The organism is Mycoplasma simbae ATCC 49888 (genome assembly GCF_000702705.1).
GTDB lineage: Bacteria > Bacillota_I > Bacilli_A > Mycoplasmatales > Metamycoplasmataceae > Mycoplasmopsis > Mycoplasmopsis simbae.
Genome location: NZ_JNJG01000010.1, coordinates 19,592 through 37,618 on the forward strand (window position 1 = coordinate 19,592; position 18,027 = coordinate 37,618).

Consider the following 18,027-nt stretch of genomic DNA (forward strand, 5'->3'; position numbering starts at 1 on the left):
TTTAGATTTTGAAAAAATAACTTACTGCTATAATTTAAAATCAATAAAAGATATAAATATATGAATATATTTAGGAGGAGTTAAATCATGGATGAAGTCTTAGAGAAATACGAAACTAATGACCAGCCAAAACCTAAACACACATGCAAAATTAAAAAACATGTTGGCTCATTTTTTGCAGTTGTGTTTGTAGTTATTTTCTTAGCTATTATTGCTGTATCTGTTGCATACATAGCTGACTTTGTAATTTATCAAGGTAGCGGTGAAGATGGTTTATTGTGAACTGTTTCGCAAAGAATGTATGGATTGTTTGGTCTTTACAAATAAACAACTAAGGAGTTAAAATGAAACCTAAAAATAAGAAAATTTTATCAGCGTTGTTGATTAGTGGTATTCCTGCAATTGCACTAGCAGTTACAGTACCTTTATTAAAAACCAATGCTGAAAGCGTAACTAGTGCAAATGAAACAACAAGCAACAACAGATTACATGATGCCACTGTTGAAGCTGAATTGTATTTAAAACAAAACAATGAAATTTCTGATGCAGATCGTCAAGAAATTCAAGCAGCTATTAAATTAGCAAAACAATTACTTCGTTCTAAGGATTTAGCAAGAAACTCAGATGCACGTTCGGTAATTAGAAGATATATTGAGCAAAGACAACGTATTGACTTTTTAATGGCCAATGCTACTTTTTCAGCTTCTGTTGCTAAACAAAAACCTAGCTTTGAACCTTTCAAAAAGCTAATTAAAACTTTCGATCTACGTTTAGAATTTGATCAACTTGTTAAAGATGTAGAAGCAACTACATTAACTTTAGACCAAGCTAAAAGCAAACTAGAAGCATTAATTGCCAAAGAAAACAATGTTGGTATCGAGCTAGAGCTAACTTCAAACATTTTTGAACTAAACGTCAAAACCAAACAAGATAACTTGCACATCCAATCACAAGTTGCAGTAATTAAAAACATCATTGAATTTATTAACGAACGTACAAGCCAAAGTGAAATTACTAGAGATGCAATCAGTTCATATGAAACTTTATTAAAAAGCAAATTATCGCTTCTTTACGCAGCTGAAACAACCAACAACGAAACACTAGTTAAAGCAATTTACACTAAACTAGCCGACGCTAAAGATCAAGTAGCCAAATTGCAACTTGACTCAGATATTAAGGCTCAAATGTTTGCCGAGCTAGATAACCTTGAAGCTTTTGTTAGCCAAAACAAAAGCAATTTAGCACTTAAAATTGTTAATTTAAACGGTGAACAACAACAAGTTTCAGATATTGTTGACGAATATCTAAGCGGTTTTTGAGCTAAAACTTCACAATACTTTAACAATATTGACCAAACCAAAGCATACTTAGAACAGCAATTGCAAGAAGCTAAAAAACTATCTTCAACAATCCCAGCTCAATTTAAACAACAATTAGATAAGCTTACCGCTCAAGCAGATCAATTCCTACAAACGCCAAACGCTTACGCTAAAGTTTACGAATACAACTCTGAGTTTATTCGTGATTTCAACTCAATTAAAATTGCTCTAAGCGTGTATAATGCAGCACTAAACAATGTTAAAAATTCAAATTTAAGCCAACAAGAAGTAACTCAATTCAATGATCAATTAAACAAGTTTGCATATTCAAACCTATTTGATTATGTAGCTAACATCAACTCAATAAATTCAAAAATTGATTCAGCAAATCAATTAAAAGAATTTTTCAGTGCAGAAGTAAAAGCTTTAACAAATCAATACAATTTAACCAAACAACTTGCGGCTTCACTTTCATTAACTCTTTCTACTCCTGAAGACTTTGAACAAAAACTGAGCCAAATTTTTGTTAATAAACCTTCACTTTCAACTATTGCCAACAACTTTGAGCATTTAGCCAATATTTCACGTCAAAACGATAAAGTTGTTTTGGCTAAATTAGTTGAACTTTTAAGTGCAGAGTATGCAAAAGATACCATTTTAGACTCACCTAAATTATTTGCTCAATATGAAGCTGTTAAACCTATTTTTGTTAAATTTGCTGCTGCATATTCAACCGCAACCCGTGCTGAACTTTCATCAGCTCAACCTGATAAAAGCCAAATTGATTTAAATGCTATTTATCAAGCTCATGAATTACTTGAACAAGGTCAAGTAGCGAACAAAACTAACGCGGTAAATGCAGATGCCAAAACATTGGAACAAGACATTATTGCTGCTTATGAAAATGATGCAGCCTCAAGCGTAAAACAAGATTTAATCAATCAAGTGCGTAAATTAGCTACACAAGCTAAATTGATTGAAGCTGATAAAAATTTAACTACTGAGCAAAAATTAGCACAACTAGAGCAAGTTGCTCAACTAGAACAAATTTATAAATCTAAAATCGCCCAAGCTAAAAGCTTAGATGAAGCAATCAAACAAGCAGAAGCTGTTTTAGAAAAATACAAAGACAACGAAACAGCCAAAATTTACTTTGCTAAAGAAGTTAAAAAGATTGCTGATTTGAAAAAATTAGCTCAACAAGCACTGCAAAACCCAGCTGATACTCAATTCGATCTTGAACAAATTAATAACGATTTAAAATACGCAATGCAAGATTTTGGTAACAAAATTGAAGAAGCTGACGGGAACGCAATTACAAGTACCATCAGAAAACAAATTGGCGATACTTTTAGCGCCAAAAGAACATCAGCTTCTACTCCTACTGCTATTGAATCTAAACTTTATGATGCTTTAGATAAACTAAAAGAGCAATCTCGTGCTATTAGAAATGATCTAGCTAAAGATGAAGTTACTAAACAAAATGAAACTCAAAAAGTTCAAAACAAACTTGCAGCTCTACGTGCTGGCATTAGTTCATTAGATCGTTTAGAAACTCAATTGCAATACTTAGCTTCAGATAGCAGCGAATCTCAATCAGTAGTAGCGGATTTTAAAAGCCAATTAACAAACAACAGATTGCAATTTAAAGATGATGCTGATAAAGCTACTTTCCAAGCAAAAGTTGATAAGGTTGAACAAGAAAACGCTAAAATTCAAGCCGAAATTGATAAAATCAACAATTTAATTAACACTGAATTATTCAATCCTGAAGTTCACAACAAAGAATTTATTGAAGCTAAAACTAGACAAATTGAAGAATTAAGAAAGCAAATAGCTTCAAATATTGCTAATCTAAAACTTGACAAAGAAAAACTTTTAGCTCACAAGCACGAATTAAAAGTTACTGACCTACACACGACTGCCCAAATAACAGATACTCCTTATTCATTGATCGTATCTGATTTTGATGCTATCAAGCGTGCCAAAGCCGAAGTTGACGCTGATGAACAAACAACTAAAGAAGAAATTAGCCAGTTAAAAGAGCAAATTACTCAAAAAAGTGCTGAATTAGACAAACTTTGAAAAGATGGTCTAGAATTAACAGATGAAGACGCAATTAAAGCAAACAAAGCAAAAATTACTGAATTAGAAAAACAAATTAAACCGTTGCAAGATCAAGTAAGCAGCAAATACAATGAAGCTAGAACTAGATCACAACGTATGGGAGCTAAATTAAACGCTCAACAAGATCTATTAGCCAAATTAAAACAAGCTGCTGTGGCGTTAAGTGATTTAGATCAAAATAAATATCCAGAGCTAGCTCAAAACCTTGAACAAGCAATTTTAGCAAGCCGCGCTTCGCTAAGTGATGAATCAGGTGCGATAAGTAGCAAAATCCTAGCTTTAAATGAAGCACTAGCAAAAGTTGAATTAAACAAAGAATCTAAGGATGAGTTAGATAAACTAGTTGCTTTAAAACGAAATCAATTTAAAGAAAATGGCGATAACACTCCACGTGCTATTTTTGCCGAATTTGATGCAGAAATTCAACAAATTATTGACCAAAATCAAGCCATTTTATCAAATCCAAACTCTAGCGAGTCTGATTTAAACCAAGCTAAAGAATCAATTAAAAACGCTTGAGTGAAATACACCAACCTAAAAGATAAAGCTAAAAAAGCTTTTGATTCAAGCAAACAAGAATTTGAATCTTTAGCTGAAACTTACTACCAACTTGAAAAAGCTCAATCATATGCAACTATTAATGACACTACTCCTGCACAAGGTAGTGAAATTCAAAAACTTAGAGTTGCTTTTGAAGCGCTAGCAAGCACAGCTCATCCAGCTCAAGGTCAACCAAGTCCTTTTGATACACTTACTCCAGAAAAAATTAATGAGTTTAAAGACAAATTACTATTAGCTTTCAACAAAGATAAATTTAATAATGCTAAAGCTAAACTAGCTGCTAAAGTTAAATCTCTAGACGATAAAATTAAAGCTGATTCAACTATTCAAGCTAATACAGCGGACGGCAAAAACCCTGCTGAAAAAGTTAACGAAGTTCTAGAAGCTTTATCTACTGATGTTGATGCGAGAAGTGATGCTGCCGATGTAACTGAAGTATTAAGACAAATTGCTAAATTGAACGCTCTTGATACATTGGTTACTGAACAAGACAAAGTAGTTGACAAGATCAAGGAAACTGCTACTGATGCCCAAGCTAGAAAATTCTTAACTGATGCTTTAGTAGCTTCTAATCCTATTGCTGCCAACACTCAAGCTAACGGTGTGAATCCAACTACAGATTCAATTCAAACTAAATTTGAAAACTTACATAAAGCTCTTGTTGATTCACAATCATTAGACGAATACAAAGCTGAAACCAAAAAAGAAATTGATGCAATTAAAACCGCATACAATGAAAAACATGATGCTGAAACCAATATTGATGCAAAAGCTAAAGAAGAAATCAATAAACTATTAGATCAATATAAAGCTGAAGTAGACTCTGTGCAAAGAAGCGAAGGCAGCGAATTAAGCAAAGATAAAGAAAAAATCGGCGTAATTGATGCTAAAGCTCAAAAAATCAAGGCGAAACTTGATGATATTGTTGAATTCGCAAAAGCTGTTAAAACCGCTCAAGATTTAACTACCCCCGCATCCACAGGGCAACTTGCAAGTGTATTAACAGAAGTTAAAAATGAAATTACTGCAGCTGTAACTGAAGCTCAAAGCAAATATGGTGATACCAACTCATATCAGAGCCAAAGTGAAAAATTAGCTCAATTAGGTTCAAGATTAGCCAAATTACAATCCCTAAATACTGAAATGGGTACACTAAACACTGAAATTGAATCTTTAACTTACCAAGCCGGAACTGCTCAAAGCGATGAATCAAGTAGTAAAAAAGATCAATTTAAACAATTCTTCAACAAACTTAAAGAATTTGCCAATACTGACACCGTTAAAAAAGATGAAAGCAAAATTCAATTGCTTAACAGTGTTGTTAATAGTGCCCAAGCACTTGTTGGTACGCAAAAAACAATTCTAGAAAAACACACTTTAGCCGAATTTAGTTTTGAAGGTCAAAGATACGGCTATGAAACTGACCAAAAAAATATTGGCCAGGCTGTTCTTTCTTCAGTACCAACTGTTCCTACAGGCACATTTAACCCAATTGAATTAAATAACCAGCTAAAAACATTGCAAGAACAAGCTCTAAGCCACTATGATGAGGCAAATATACTTTACCTAGCACGTAAAGCTGCTTTTGAAGCATCTCAAAGCCACTACAACAATGATAAAGCTACAATAGAAGCTAAAAAAGCAACTAACGCTACCGGCTATGATGAGTTATTAAAAGACTTATTAATTTATCACAAACACCAATTTAATTTAATTAGCCAAGTTGCTAATTATGCTGATAGAGCTAAAATCGATCAATATAGCTCAGATGTAACTTTAGCCCACTCACTATTGCCTCTATACATTCAATTAGCTGATGCAATTATTGAAACTAAAGCTAAAAAACAAGAAGCAAGTTCAATTCAAAATAAAACTCAAGATTTAACTAATATTCTTGCCAAAACTGATGAATTAGTTGAAAGTATTGAAAAAGCAAATGCTCAAGACTTGGTTAATAATTTCTACTTCCAAGACAAAAACACTTTCAATATCAACGCTAAACTTGAACAAGTTAAAACAAACACAAGTAAAATTGCTTTATATGTAAAACACGCTGAGAAAAAACACGCTTTAGATTCGTCAACTCTTGCACCCGAAGCAAGAAAAATACTTGATTTTGTGCTAAATAAATTTGCAAGCACAATCGCATCTTTAACCACCGCTTCAACAGCTAAATTAGAATCATTATTAAGAGAACACCTTGAAGGTGGGCCTCGCAGTTTTTCAGTGCTATTTGAAAGTTCTAAACAATTAGATGAAGTAATTAAAAAAGCTAAATCATATACACCTACAGTGAAAAATGATGCTTACTACAACAACGAAAGCACTGTAATTAAAGAGTTTTATCGTCAACTTGAAGAAAAAACTGCCGTAGCTACTGATTTATTAAACACTGAAGAAAAGGCTAATGACCCAGACTTGCAAACTAAACGTTTAGAAGTTATGGCGGATATTACCAATGATTCATATGGTTTAATTGCTAAAATCAAAAACGAAAAATTAAGAATTGTAAACGAAACCATCTATGAAATCAATACAATTGATAAATATATAGCCGATCACTATACTGGCGTACACAAACCTGAAAAGGCTGAATTTAAAGCACTAGAATTACGTACTCAAGGCCAAGCTGAATTAAACAACTTTGATGCAATTAAAACTCTTGACACTAAATATAGAGATGCTTTAAGCAAAATCACCACCCAAAAACAAGCAATTGTTACATTTAACAAAAATATGCTGACTGTGGCTAAAGATTTATTAAAACCTTACTTAGATTATCTAAAGGGTAACCAATTCAATGTTGATAACATGAATAAAACCATTTCATCAGATGAATCTAACAAGCTAATTAATTTCCTTGGTTATTCAGCCTTTATCGATACATACTGGAGTGATTTAAATGCTGCTGATGGTTTAATTAATAAAGCTTTTGCCGAAGTTTCATTCACCATTGATGCTCGTTTATTGCAAACCCACTTTAATAAATTAATTAACCACTATAAATCTGTGAAAAATTTAGCTAAGGCTAGTGCAGGTGCATTGCGTGCTCAAATTGTAAGCTTTAATGATCAAATGAAAGCCTCAGGTCAAGGTTCGGCAAACCCAGTTAATTTATATGACTACGTTGAATTAATTGACAAACGCAATCACAATAACGCAGCTACCTTAGATAATGCGTTAAGCACTAAAATCACTGATTTAAATGCCAAAACTACTGCATTACCTGTAGATTTTAGGGATCTAGATATTGTAGACCACGCTGCTAACATAGACTTTAATAACACTATTGATGCAACTAATCAAAATAACATTAAAGAAGAGTTTAAGAAATTCTACGATGTTACTCACAAAGTTCTTGAATCGATTGTGTCAGCTAATAATTTAATTTATGGCTCAAGCGAAACAAACACTGACGGCTTGCAAGGTACATATAACCACTTTATAACTAACCGTAATTTTGCTAAAATGCTTGAATTAATTGCAAGTACCAGTTATCGTCAAAACGCAATTAGCAATAGCGAATTTCAAAACATTATCATCACATTTGAAGCTTTATACAACTCGTTAAAAACCTCAAACAAACCTGCAGCTGATGCACTTTTAGTCAACAAAAACAATAGTTTCAACATCAAACTTGGTGCTCTTGAAACTGTGTTTAAACCAGCACTAGCTCTATTAAAATGAAGCAATGATGCCGAAAACAAAAAATTATTATTTAACAATATTATTAGTGATAACGCTGCTAAAATGCATGAAATAACGCCAGCTGAAGGTGTATTGCTAGAAGATGTGCAACAAGTTATTAGCCAAGTTCAAGATCAAGCTAACCAAACTCAAATTGAAATAACTAATCGCACTGAATTGTTAGCCAAATTTGCTAAATTTAACATCTTGAAAAATACAACTACCCCATTCAACACCGATAACGTTAAAGTTTATCTGACTCGTTCAGCAACTAGTGAAGAATGATTGCCAACCTTTTTACAATCAGATACATCAATTAAGAAAACTAGAATTAGCCTAAAAGTTAAATACATTAAACCAACTTCTGGCGATAACTTCTTTAACGATGTTGAAGATTTTGAAATTGACTTCCATGATATTTGAATTACATTCAAAACATTAGATAGCTTTAGAATTACGCTAGATGATATGCGTCAAGTTGGCAACACTACCGATAGACAAAATAATGATTACGCAAACAATAAGGTTGTTTTTGAAGCCTCTAAAGCCGGTTGAAATAATCAAACATATTCAGTTAACTTAATGAACGTTTTCGCTAAAAACTCTTCATATATGAAAAATCACAACTTTAAATACATCAGAGAAGATGTAACCTTTGACGGTGATCAATGAGAACAATCAATTCAAGATCAAGTAGAAAAACCAGATAATGTATTAACTCTTACCAACCAACAAATCTATGCAGGTCTAAAAGATAATTCTTTAACTAACAAAGACTTGTCAACATCTTCATCATTGTTGAAATACAAAATTAAGATGAATGAAACTGGCACAATTAATGCCTTCAATAAAAACTGAGTTTATGCTCCATTTTTAAACAAAAAATTCTTCTACTGATTGCAAGCAAGTAGTGATTTAACTAACAATAATACTCACTACACAGCTTGAATTCCTTACTTTGTGGCCTTACCAGTAGTTGATCAAGGCAATTCTGAATACGCCGTAATGTTTATGTACTATGAAAATAAACTAGTTACAGAGTGAAACACAACCAATAATGCTAATACAGCTGGATTTAAAAACACTTATGATTTAGGATGGCAAAATAACTCGCCTAACTGATATGTCTATAAACCCACAAATGATTTTGTTAGTGAAGTAGATGCTGAAATTAATCAAATTGCAAACATCCAAGAAGATGAAAAACTAAAAATTAAAGCCAACATTTTTGCACAACGCTTTTTCTTCAAGTGAGCAAACAAAACCAATATTGTTTTCAACCACTATGATGGCGGCAAAAGATGAAAAGTTGCCAATATTCGTGATCCGCACGTTCTAAGTACTTTTGATAAATACGAAAAATTTGTAAGAATTCGTGAAAAAGGAGAAAATAATGAGTAATAAAGCTTCATTTACGCTTGGGCTTTTAGCCTCGCTAGCTACAGCTAGCACTGTAGCTGCTACATTAGTGCTAATTAGCCAACAAAGACAAGACTATGTAAAAAATCAAGCTATATCTAGATATAGATCTTTTAATACGAAATTCTTTAACAATTTAGATTCTGTTGCTGTTAATGAAGAAAACAAAAAGGATTTATCAGAACAAATTGAACAAACTGAAACTAAACTGTCTGATCCAAGCTTAAGTGCGCTGGAAAAATGAAAACTATTGCACCAATTAGGCGAAGTTCAAAAACAAAGTGTATTTAACTATGTTGAACAATTAATTTTAGACAATGAATTTAGTGGCAAAAACGTTAAAGTAGCCGAAGAATTATTGTCTGCACAAGCATCGAGATTGCAAGAAAGTGATTTAGTAGCTCAATTTAAAGCTAAAGATTTAACTAACATTAAACTAGCATTTGCTAAATTTAACGAAATTGAAAAAGAACAAAAACTTGAATGATTAGACCAATATAAAGAGTTTTTTGATAAATTAATTGCCGATCAATATGCTTTAGTTGAACAACAATTAATGCAGCCAAATAACTCATTAGACGATAATGTTGTTGAATTAAATAAATTATTACCAACCTTAGCTTTAAGATATAAAGCTGTGCAAAATGTTGAACAAATTGAAAATGATTTATTCGCTAACACATTTAGAATTAACGATTTTGCTAAAAACAAAAAAGCTATTGAATATACTCTGCAAGAAGCTAAAAGTGATGCTTATGCAGCTTTAAGAAATAAATTAGCTGAGGTTAATGCAGAATCAAAAACAATAGTGAATGGTAACGTTGAAAACGTCGCTGCTGCTTTTGTTAACGAATTAAGACTACTGGGTGTAGACCAAGATCACTTAGCAAATCTAGATTTATTAAAAACATTTGTTTCTAAAAATGCTTCAATTGCACAAGCCCGTGGTGCCTTTTTAGAATTACTAGATTATGCACAAAACAATAAATTGATTCGTCAACGCGAATTCAACCGTATTATTTCCTTACCTTCAATTGCTAAATATTTAGATTTAAGCAAGCACTACCTAGAAAATACACAATCATTTATTGATTCATCTACTTCACAGGAAGAGTTGGATCAAGCTTTAGCAAATCTAAAAGTAGTTAACCAAATGTTGCAAGCTCAAGAGCAACAAAATGAAATAATTATTGCTGAATTCAAAGGCTTTGTTCAAGCCTTTGAACATAGATTTACTAACTTAAACCCTGTATTTAACAGCGTTAAACTAGAAAAAGATTTCATTGAAATTAGCTCAAAGCCAGCTAACGAATTTGATAAAGATGAATTAATTGCTAATGTTACAAACTATCGTAATTTAATTAACAAATTAGCTAATTTAGACACTAGATTAGATTTTGCTATTGAAGCCTTAAGCACTTTATCTCAACGCGATAAAGGTTTAATCACTCTAAGTGAATTAGATAGATTTAAAGAAAACATTAATGAATTAGCACTTTCAAAACTTGCTCCAAGTAAAATTATTAGTGAAATTAGTGCTAAATTATCTGGTATTAACACTCTAGTAGAGGCTAGAGAAGTATTTGGTCAAATTAAAGCTGATTTAGAAGCTAAAATTATTGCCTGAAACAGTTTTGATCCAGATATCAAAAACACATATTTAAATAGACAAGCATTGCAATTAAGTACTGATTTAGTGAATAAAATTAGTGATTATATTGCCCAAAGTGATTACACTAAAGCTCAAAGCATTGAACAAAAATACAACTTAAGAGAGCAAGTTCGTTCAATTCAAAAAATTCAATTATTTAACTTGCAAACTCAAACAGATATCCAGCTAAAAGGTTTAAGAGAGTTCATGATCGCTAACATAGCTGGACTAAGTGCTCAAGATCGTGATAAAGTTGAAGCCAACGGTATAGACACTGAGCTTTTAGCTACTTTAATTCAAGAACTTAACGATGAAACTGACATTATTACATCAGTTAAATTTAACCCAATTACTTCCCAAGAATTACAAGAGCAAATTGATAAATATAACTTTTTAGTCAATGCACTTGAACGTGCCAAAGTACAAAATGTTAAATTAATCAACTTAATTAAAGCAAGAAACTATGCTGCTACTTCATTTAACCCAAGCGCACAGCAACCAGCTCAATATTCAACTTCACAGCAAAACTACTTAAATGCTTTAGAAGCAAACATTGACGCTTACGCAACAACTAATGGCACAATTAATGAATTAATTACTAATTTAGCAAATCAAAGTTTAACTGAAGCAAATGAGGCTTCACTTAATGATTTGGCAAACGTGTTTAATAAAACTGCTTTTGAGCCAATTGCAGCTAGAAGCAACTACTTAAATGCAACCAACCAAGATAATGTTAAAGCAATTCAAGATGCTAACGAAAGCTTACAAGCTCTTGATCGTGAGCGTGATGAAATCAACTCACAAGCTGATAATTTAGATGATTTTAGTGAAGAATTTAGAAAAATTGATGAGATTGAAGATGCTATTGATTCGCTAAGCTCACAAGAAACTATTGACAATGCAAAAATTAACGCGCTAAACGAACAAGCTAAAGATTTATTAGCTAAAATTAATGAGAAGAAAAAAGACGGATCATTAATTAATAGACTTGAGCGTGTAAAACAAAACATTAATAATGTGTTTCCACCTAAACAGCCTGGAGAAACACTTTCACCAGCTGAGCAAAACTTAAGAGCACGTTGAGATGAATTGCACTCACGTGCCCAAAATCCAAACTTATCACGTGAAGAAAAAGCCGAATTAAGTGAAAAAATCAACGCACTTGATGAAGTAATTGCTAAAGTAGCGGAACTAGATCAAGCACTAAATGCTTTCAACGATAAAGAAGCGCAATATAATGCTGATCCAGAAAAAAGAACTAGAGTTCCCGAAGCTATTGCCAACGCACAGAAAAATAAAGATAAAATTGCAAGTTTATTCAATGAAATTAGCTTAAGTGAAACAACGCCTAACACCGCTGCGTTCCAAAATGCATTAAAAGAAATCAAAGATCATGAACAAAAACTTGATTTAGCCTACACTAAAGACAAAATTGAATCAGCAGGCGATGGCATTTTAAACAAAAAATTACCTGTCAGCGCAGGTACAAATGATGAATCAGTTACTGATTACAACACAGCCTTAGATTCATTAATTGAGTATGCTAAAAACAAACAAAACTCAGATTCATTACCTGAAGCTTTAGAAGCCAAAGAACTTTTAGCTAAACAAGCTCAATTGGCAGATGTAATTAAACAAGCAATTGATGCTAAAGAATTAATTAAACAAGATCCAACCTTAGATTCAACTATTTCAAGTGCTGATACCGATACACTAACTAAAGTTATCAGAGACAATCGTCCAAACGTATCAACTCAGCCAATTGACACCCCTGAAAAAATAGCTGAAAAAATGGAAAATGTTAAAAAAGCTATTGCAGAAGTTAAAGCTAAAAACAAATTACGTAAATTAGTTCACAATGACTTGAACAATATTTTAACTGTACAAGAACAAGGTTCTAAAGTTTTAGAACGTGTAAAAAATGAAATTGCTGAAGCTAAGAAAAAATACCAAGCCATTTTAGATTCAGATTTAAACACCTACACACCAGGTGAAATTAAAGCTTACGAACAGGAATTGCAAGAAAAAATTGCTGAATTAGTAGCTGAGAAAAACCAATTGCAAGGTGAATACTCACAAGCTAGAACTAATGCCGATAGAATTCAAGGTGAATTAGAAAAAAGAGTTAACACTTCTAAAGAACTTGATCCAACAAATGTATTTACTAACTATGAAAAAGCCAAACAAGCTTATCATGATGATATCGCTGATGCTTCCAACTCTACAGTGGCAAGCGTTGTGGAAAAACAAAAAGCAATGCTAGCCGCTTACAACAAAGATTTAGCTCAAAATGCACTAAATAAATACAATGGTTATATTGCTAGGGACATTACCTCTTCAACTCATGAAGCAATGGCGTCAGTAAAAACGTTAGCATCTAACTTTAAAGATTTTGCCACTCAACGTGTTGAGCAAAATCTTTCAGATCGTCAAGTGAATGAATTTGTACAGCTAACACAAGCAATGCAACACTTCAATACTGCTCAAAAAGATATTGTTGATTTAATTGCTAAATTACAAGAACAAAATCGTCAAAATCCTAACGATGCTGAAACTAAAGCTGCTATTGAACAACTTAACGAACTTTTAGGCAACACATACGCGCCAGCTACTCCTTATTCAAAAACTGATTTAGACCGCAAACGTGGCGAATTAATTGCTAAATTAGAGAAAATTAAAGAAGAAGCTGCTCGTAGAACTAATAACAAAATTTTAGCCAACAGATTAAATAACGATTTTGACCGCTTTAGAGAGCAACCTGAATCACTTGAAGGTCAAAACGAGCAAAGAGTAGCGGCTGATAATGCAAACAACACTGCTACAGGTAAAACTATTACTCTAGAAGATAGTGTTGACCCACAATTAAGTGCTAAAACTAAAGAAATTCTAGATGAGTTAAGAAAACAAAACCAGAACGCACAAAGTGTTGCGGACATCAATAAAATTACTGAAAAACTTGAAATTATTGATGAAACTAAACCTTATACCAACGCCCTTGCCTTACAAGTTGCTTCAGCAATCAATATGCTTGAAGCCAATGTTGGTCAAAGCAGTGAACTTGTACGTTCATACTTAGATAATTATTTAGCACCTCTTATTGATCAAGCTCGTGCTGAATATGCAAATGTTGAAGAATATACTGCACCTACAACTAAGGAGCAAGCTAAACAAAAATTGCAAGAACGTTTAGCGGCTAAAATTAGAGAAATTGATCATGCCAAAGATTTAGTGAATCAAGTTATCGCTATTAGAGCTTCAGTAGAAGAAGCAAAAGCAATCAGTACAAGCACAAACTACTACACAGTTAATGGCGTTTCAGGAGATGGCAACAACAAAGTTGCACATACTTGATTAGATTCGCTTGCCGCTAACGCAGTTTATCGTTCTGGAGTTGATAAAGCTCAAGCCGAAGCTAAATTTAATGAAGCTAAAGCTAAAATTCAAGCAGCCAAGGCTTATCTAGAAAAGCAAAAACAAGTTTCTGACACTATTGGTCAATGAATTGAACAACGTGAAGCTGATCGTGATAGATACGCAGCTACATTTAAAGATGAAGAAAAACTAACTAAAGACATGTGAGATCTATTGCCTAAAGTTAGTGATAATTTAAGCCAAGAGCAAATTACACAACGTACACAACAATTGCAAGCAAAACTTGATTTAAACACTCAAACACGTCAAAAAAGATTAGAAACTTTTGCAACAATTGAAACCATTAAATCAACTCAAGCTTACAGCGATTCAAACCAATACATTGTTTTAAAACGTTTAATTGATGAACGTATTTCTGATCTAAATAAACAAACACGTCAAGCGGATACTGTTGAACAAATGCAAACAATTCAAGATAAAGTAGCTCGCTTGAAGAATCTACTACCTAAAGAAGTAGAATTAAGTCTAAAAGTTAGATCAATTCGTGAATATAATGATTCATTAGTGCCAATTAATGATGATATTAGAAGCAAAAAAGAAGAATTAAACGCTGAAATTACTAAAGCTGTAGGAGTAATTCGTCAAGATACACCTGAGCAAAATGAAGTGGGTAATCGTGAAGCCGCTATCGCTAACGCTAAACGTTTACTAGACTTGCATAAAGCTCGTTTAGACGTGTTCCAAAGATGAACTCAAATTAAAACTGAAGTAGATAATGATGGTGTAATTGATCCTAAAGAAAAAGAGCAATTAGTTCATAAACTAGAAGAATTTACACATGAATTAAACGCAGTTCAATTCACAGATTCAACTACTCCAGAACAATTTAATAACATCAGTGCTAAATACTTAGAAGGTCAAAGTGAAAACTCTGTTCCATTCTTGCACACTTTAACACAACAATTTGCTGCCAAAATTGAATATGCCAACATTGTTCGTGAAAGCGATCAACAAGTGCAAGGTGAAAACGTATCTAACCGTGAGGTTGACGACGCTTACAACGCCTTAAGAGAACACATTAAACAAGCTGATGATTTAATTAAAAACAGAACCAATGCAACCATTGCTCGTCGTCAAGAATTAATTAGATCTATCGATGCTGATGTAGCTAATATTATTAGCAAAAAACGTGCATCAATGAATGATATTAAAACTAAAGCACAAGAATTATTTGCTAAACTTTCTGAAGCAGCTAATAACACGCGTGATTTAATCCAAGACGATTTCCAAACTAAAGCAATTGAAGCTTTAGGTAATCCAACTTTAACTGCACCTGATGATGCAGTTAAATCTATTGGCGAACTTAACACAATCATAGCTAACGCAATTGTTGCTCATGAAAAACAAGTTAAGGCAATTTATACTGCCCAAAAACAAAAATTGCAAACTGAATTAGTAAGTTTAAATAACTATGTTGAAGATATTTTTGTTGACAACATTTGAACTAGTGAATCAGTAAACGCTTGAAACAATGTTAGAGCACTAAAAGATCAAATTGCCGCTTGAATTCCTACTAAAGTGTTTGCTGAAGATAAAATTAAAGAGTTTGCTCGCCCTGAAAGAGATCAAAACTTCGTTTCCGCTTACCTAAATGAAAACTTAAACTATTTAGCTCAAGTAAATCAACGTATTAGCGATTTAAAAACTAAATTGCAAACAGATTTACGCCAAATGTTACAACAAGAAAATAACGTTGGTAAAGTAGCAGCATTTATTGCTAAATTCGAAAGCGAAATTAAATTTGAGCCTACTGCTCAAGACAACATTCTAGATTCAATTAATTTAAACCTAATTAAATCTACTTTTGAAACTCTAAAAAGCTCATATGATCAAATTAAAGCATATGGCGCTCAAGCTGAAACACTGGAAGCTAAAACAAGTAGCGATATTCAAACTAGAATTAACGCAACACGTAAATTAATGAGCGATATTGAAGAATTCTTTGTAATTTTCAAACGTGATATTGCTGCTTGATTGCAGCCAAGAAACAGATTCAATGAAGTTATTGACTATCTGTTTAAAGATTCTGCAAATACATCACAGCGTCAAGCAATTGATAATCTATACAACTCTTACTTTGCGCCGGCAAATGATAAAACTAATGCTTTAAGCAAAGCTAGTCACACTGGTTGAAACATTCAAACTTATCTAGCTCAATATGTTGATCAAGCTCAAGCTTCGCCTTTAAGCGCCTTAAAAGCATTATATAATGCCTTTAAAGATGGTAGAATTGATGCTGAATTTATTAAATTATTAAATAAAGATAATCCAAACGTAAAACAAGGTGTTATTTTAGAAAAATTTGCCAAAGAACTTAAAGCAATTACCGATACATTGCCAGCTGAGCAAAAAACACTTGATATTACTGAAAACGATCGCTTTTTACAATTATTCTCTAACTTTAGTAACACTAAAATTGATTTAAATTCTAAATTCAACCCAGTATATGTTAGGGCTTATTTAGTTAAAGACGATGCGACCCAAACTTGATATAGTGAAACCAGCAAAAATGAAAGCAATAAAGTAATTAGCTTAAAAGTTAGATATGAATATAAACCAAATAACTTAAACATTTTCACTAATTACTCTGGCTTTAAACACGAACATACTCAAAGCGTAACCTTTAAAACAGTAGATAAACTTGGTCTAGAATCTAAATCTAGAGATATATTCTACTTAGATAAAACTAAACAAGGTTATGATGCCAAACAAGTTGTAGCTAATGCAGACGAATTAGGCTGAGAGGTAAGTGATCGTGCAAGCGCTTCAACTAAAGTCTTAGATAAATTCAAACAAGCTTTAGGTATTACTAGTGACAAACCAAGTGTGTTAATTGATTATTCACACAATAAAACCTATAATTTAGATGCTAACAATAATAAAACTGAAAACGCTAACGCAGATAATTTCAAATTTAAATTTATCTTGCCAGAGTTCTATATTTACCAAAATTCAACCATTATTAACTCATATAACGCACGTCAATTTGTGCGTTTAAGCGTTGAGGGGCAACAAATTGTGGCTGAAATTGTAGTGCCAGCCAACATGTTTGTAGGGCCTGGAAACTACGATTGAAACAAAAATACTTTGCACGTAGTACGTAACCAACCCGTTGATGATACTGAAACCATGCCTTCAGCAATCATTTCAACAGTCAAATTTGCCTTTGATTATGATGCGGCTTCAAAAGATATTTCAATGTTTATTACTCGTTATGAAACTTGACACGTCGCAAAACATAAAAAATTGCAAGATCCTTCAATTACCCCAACCAAAACCTACCAAGACACAACCGATAACAACAATACGGCTTATGTGTGAACAAATGATGATTTTGCACAATGATTAATCTTAAATAACGCTAGCTGAAGTACGAAAAATACCGGCGATAGTCCGCTAAGACACATTGCTGCCAATGCAAACAACGGTAACGCTGGTAAAACCGTGGAAGAAAAATACATCATTAAAAACCCACGTTCATCAGAAACATACATTAAAACAGCTAATGTTGATGGTGACAATATCAAAGTTCAAACTAAGTTGAATGGTACCATTATGGTTAACGTATTTAACTCAGGAATTGAATTCTTTGAATTTAAAGACATTAAATCAAATTAACAAACCGCAGGGTTTGTTTTTTTGCGCCTTTATGCTAAAATAAATTTAATTTACCTTATTTATATATAGGGAAAAATTGCAACAACGCTTATTGGTGTATCGTATTAAGCAAGCAAAATTTTGGCATCAAAAGTCAAAACCAACCTAACAGGCTAAAATTTAGGTAAAAACAAGATATTTTAAAAAGTTAAAATATCAGCTCTTTTTAGTGAA

General features: G+C 32.7%; 3 protein-coding genes. All 3 read left to right on the top strand.

Going from position 1 to position 18,027, the window contains the following annotated elements; all coding sequences use genetic code 4:
- Positions 1–87 precede the first annotated feature (87 nt).
- The 3 genes from T329_RS03690 to T329_RS0103180 are packed head-to-tail and all read left to right on the top strand — an operon-like array spanning position 88 to position 17,814.
- Positions 88–327, top strand: coding sequence for a hypothetical protein (locus tag T329_RS03690; protein WP_036461495.1), 240 nt, complete (start codon positions 88–90; stop codon positions 325–327).
- 17 nt (positions 328–344) lie between these two features.
- The gene (locus T329_RS0103175) at positions 345–9,095 is read left to right on the top strand and encodes a hypothetical protein (protein WP_029608983.1); all 8,751 of its coding nucleotides are present in this window, start codon (positions 345–347) and stop codon (positions 9,093–9,095) included.
- Positions 9,088–17,814 (top strand): coiled-coil domain-containing protein, encoded by an 8,727-nt coding sequence (locus T329_RS0103180; protein ID WP_029608984.1) that lies wholly within the window; start codon positions 9,088–9,090, stop codon positions 17,812–17,814. Before T329_RS0103175 ends, T329_RS0103180 begins: the two co-directional genes overlap by 8 nt.
- The last annotated feature ends 213 nt before the right edge of the window (positions 17,815–18,027 follow it).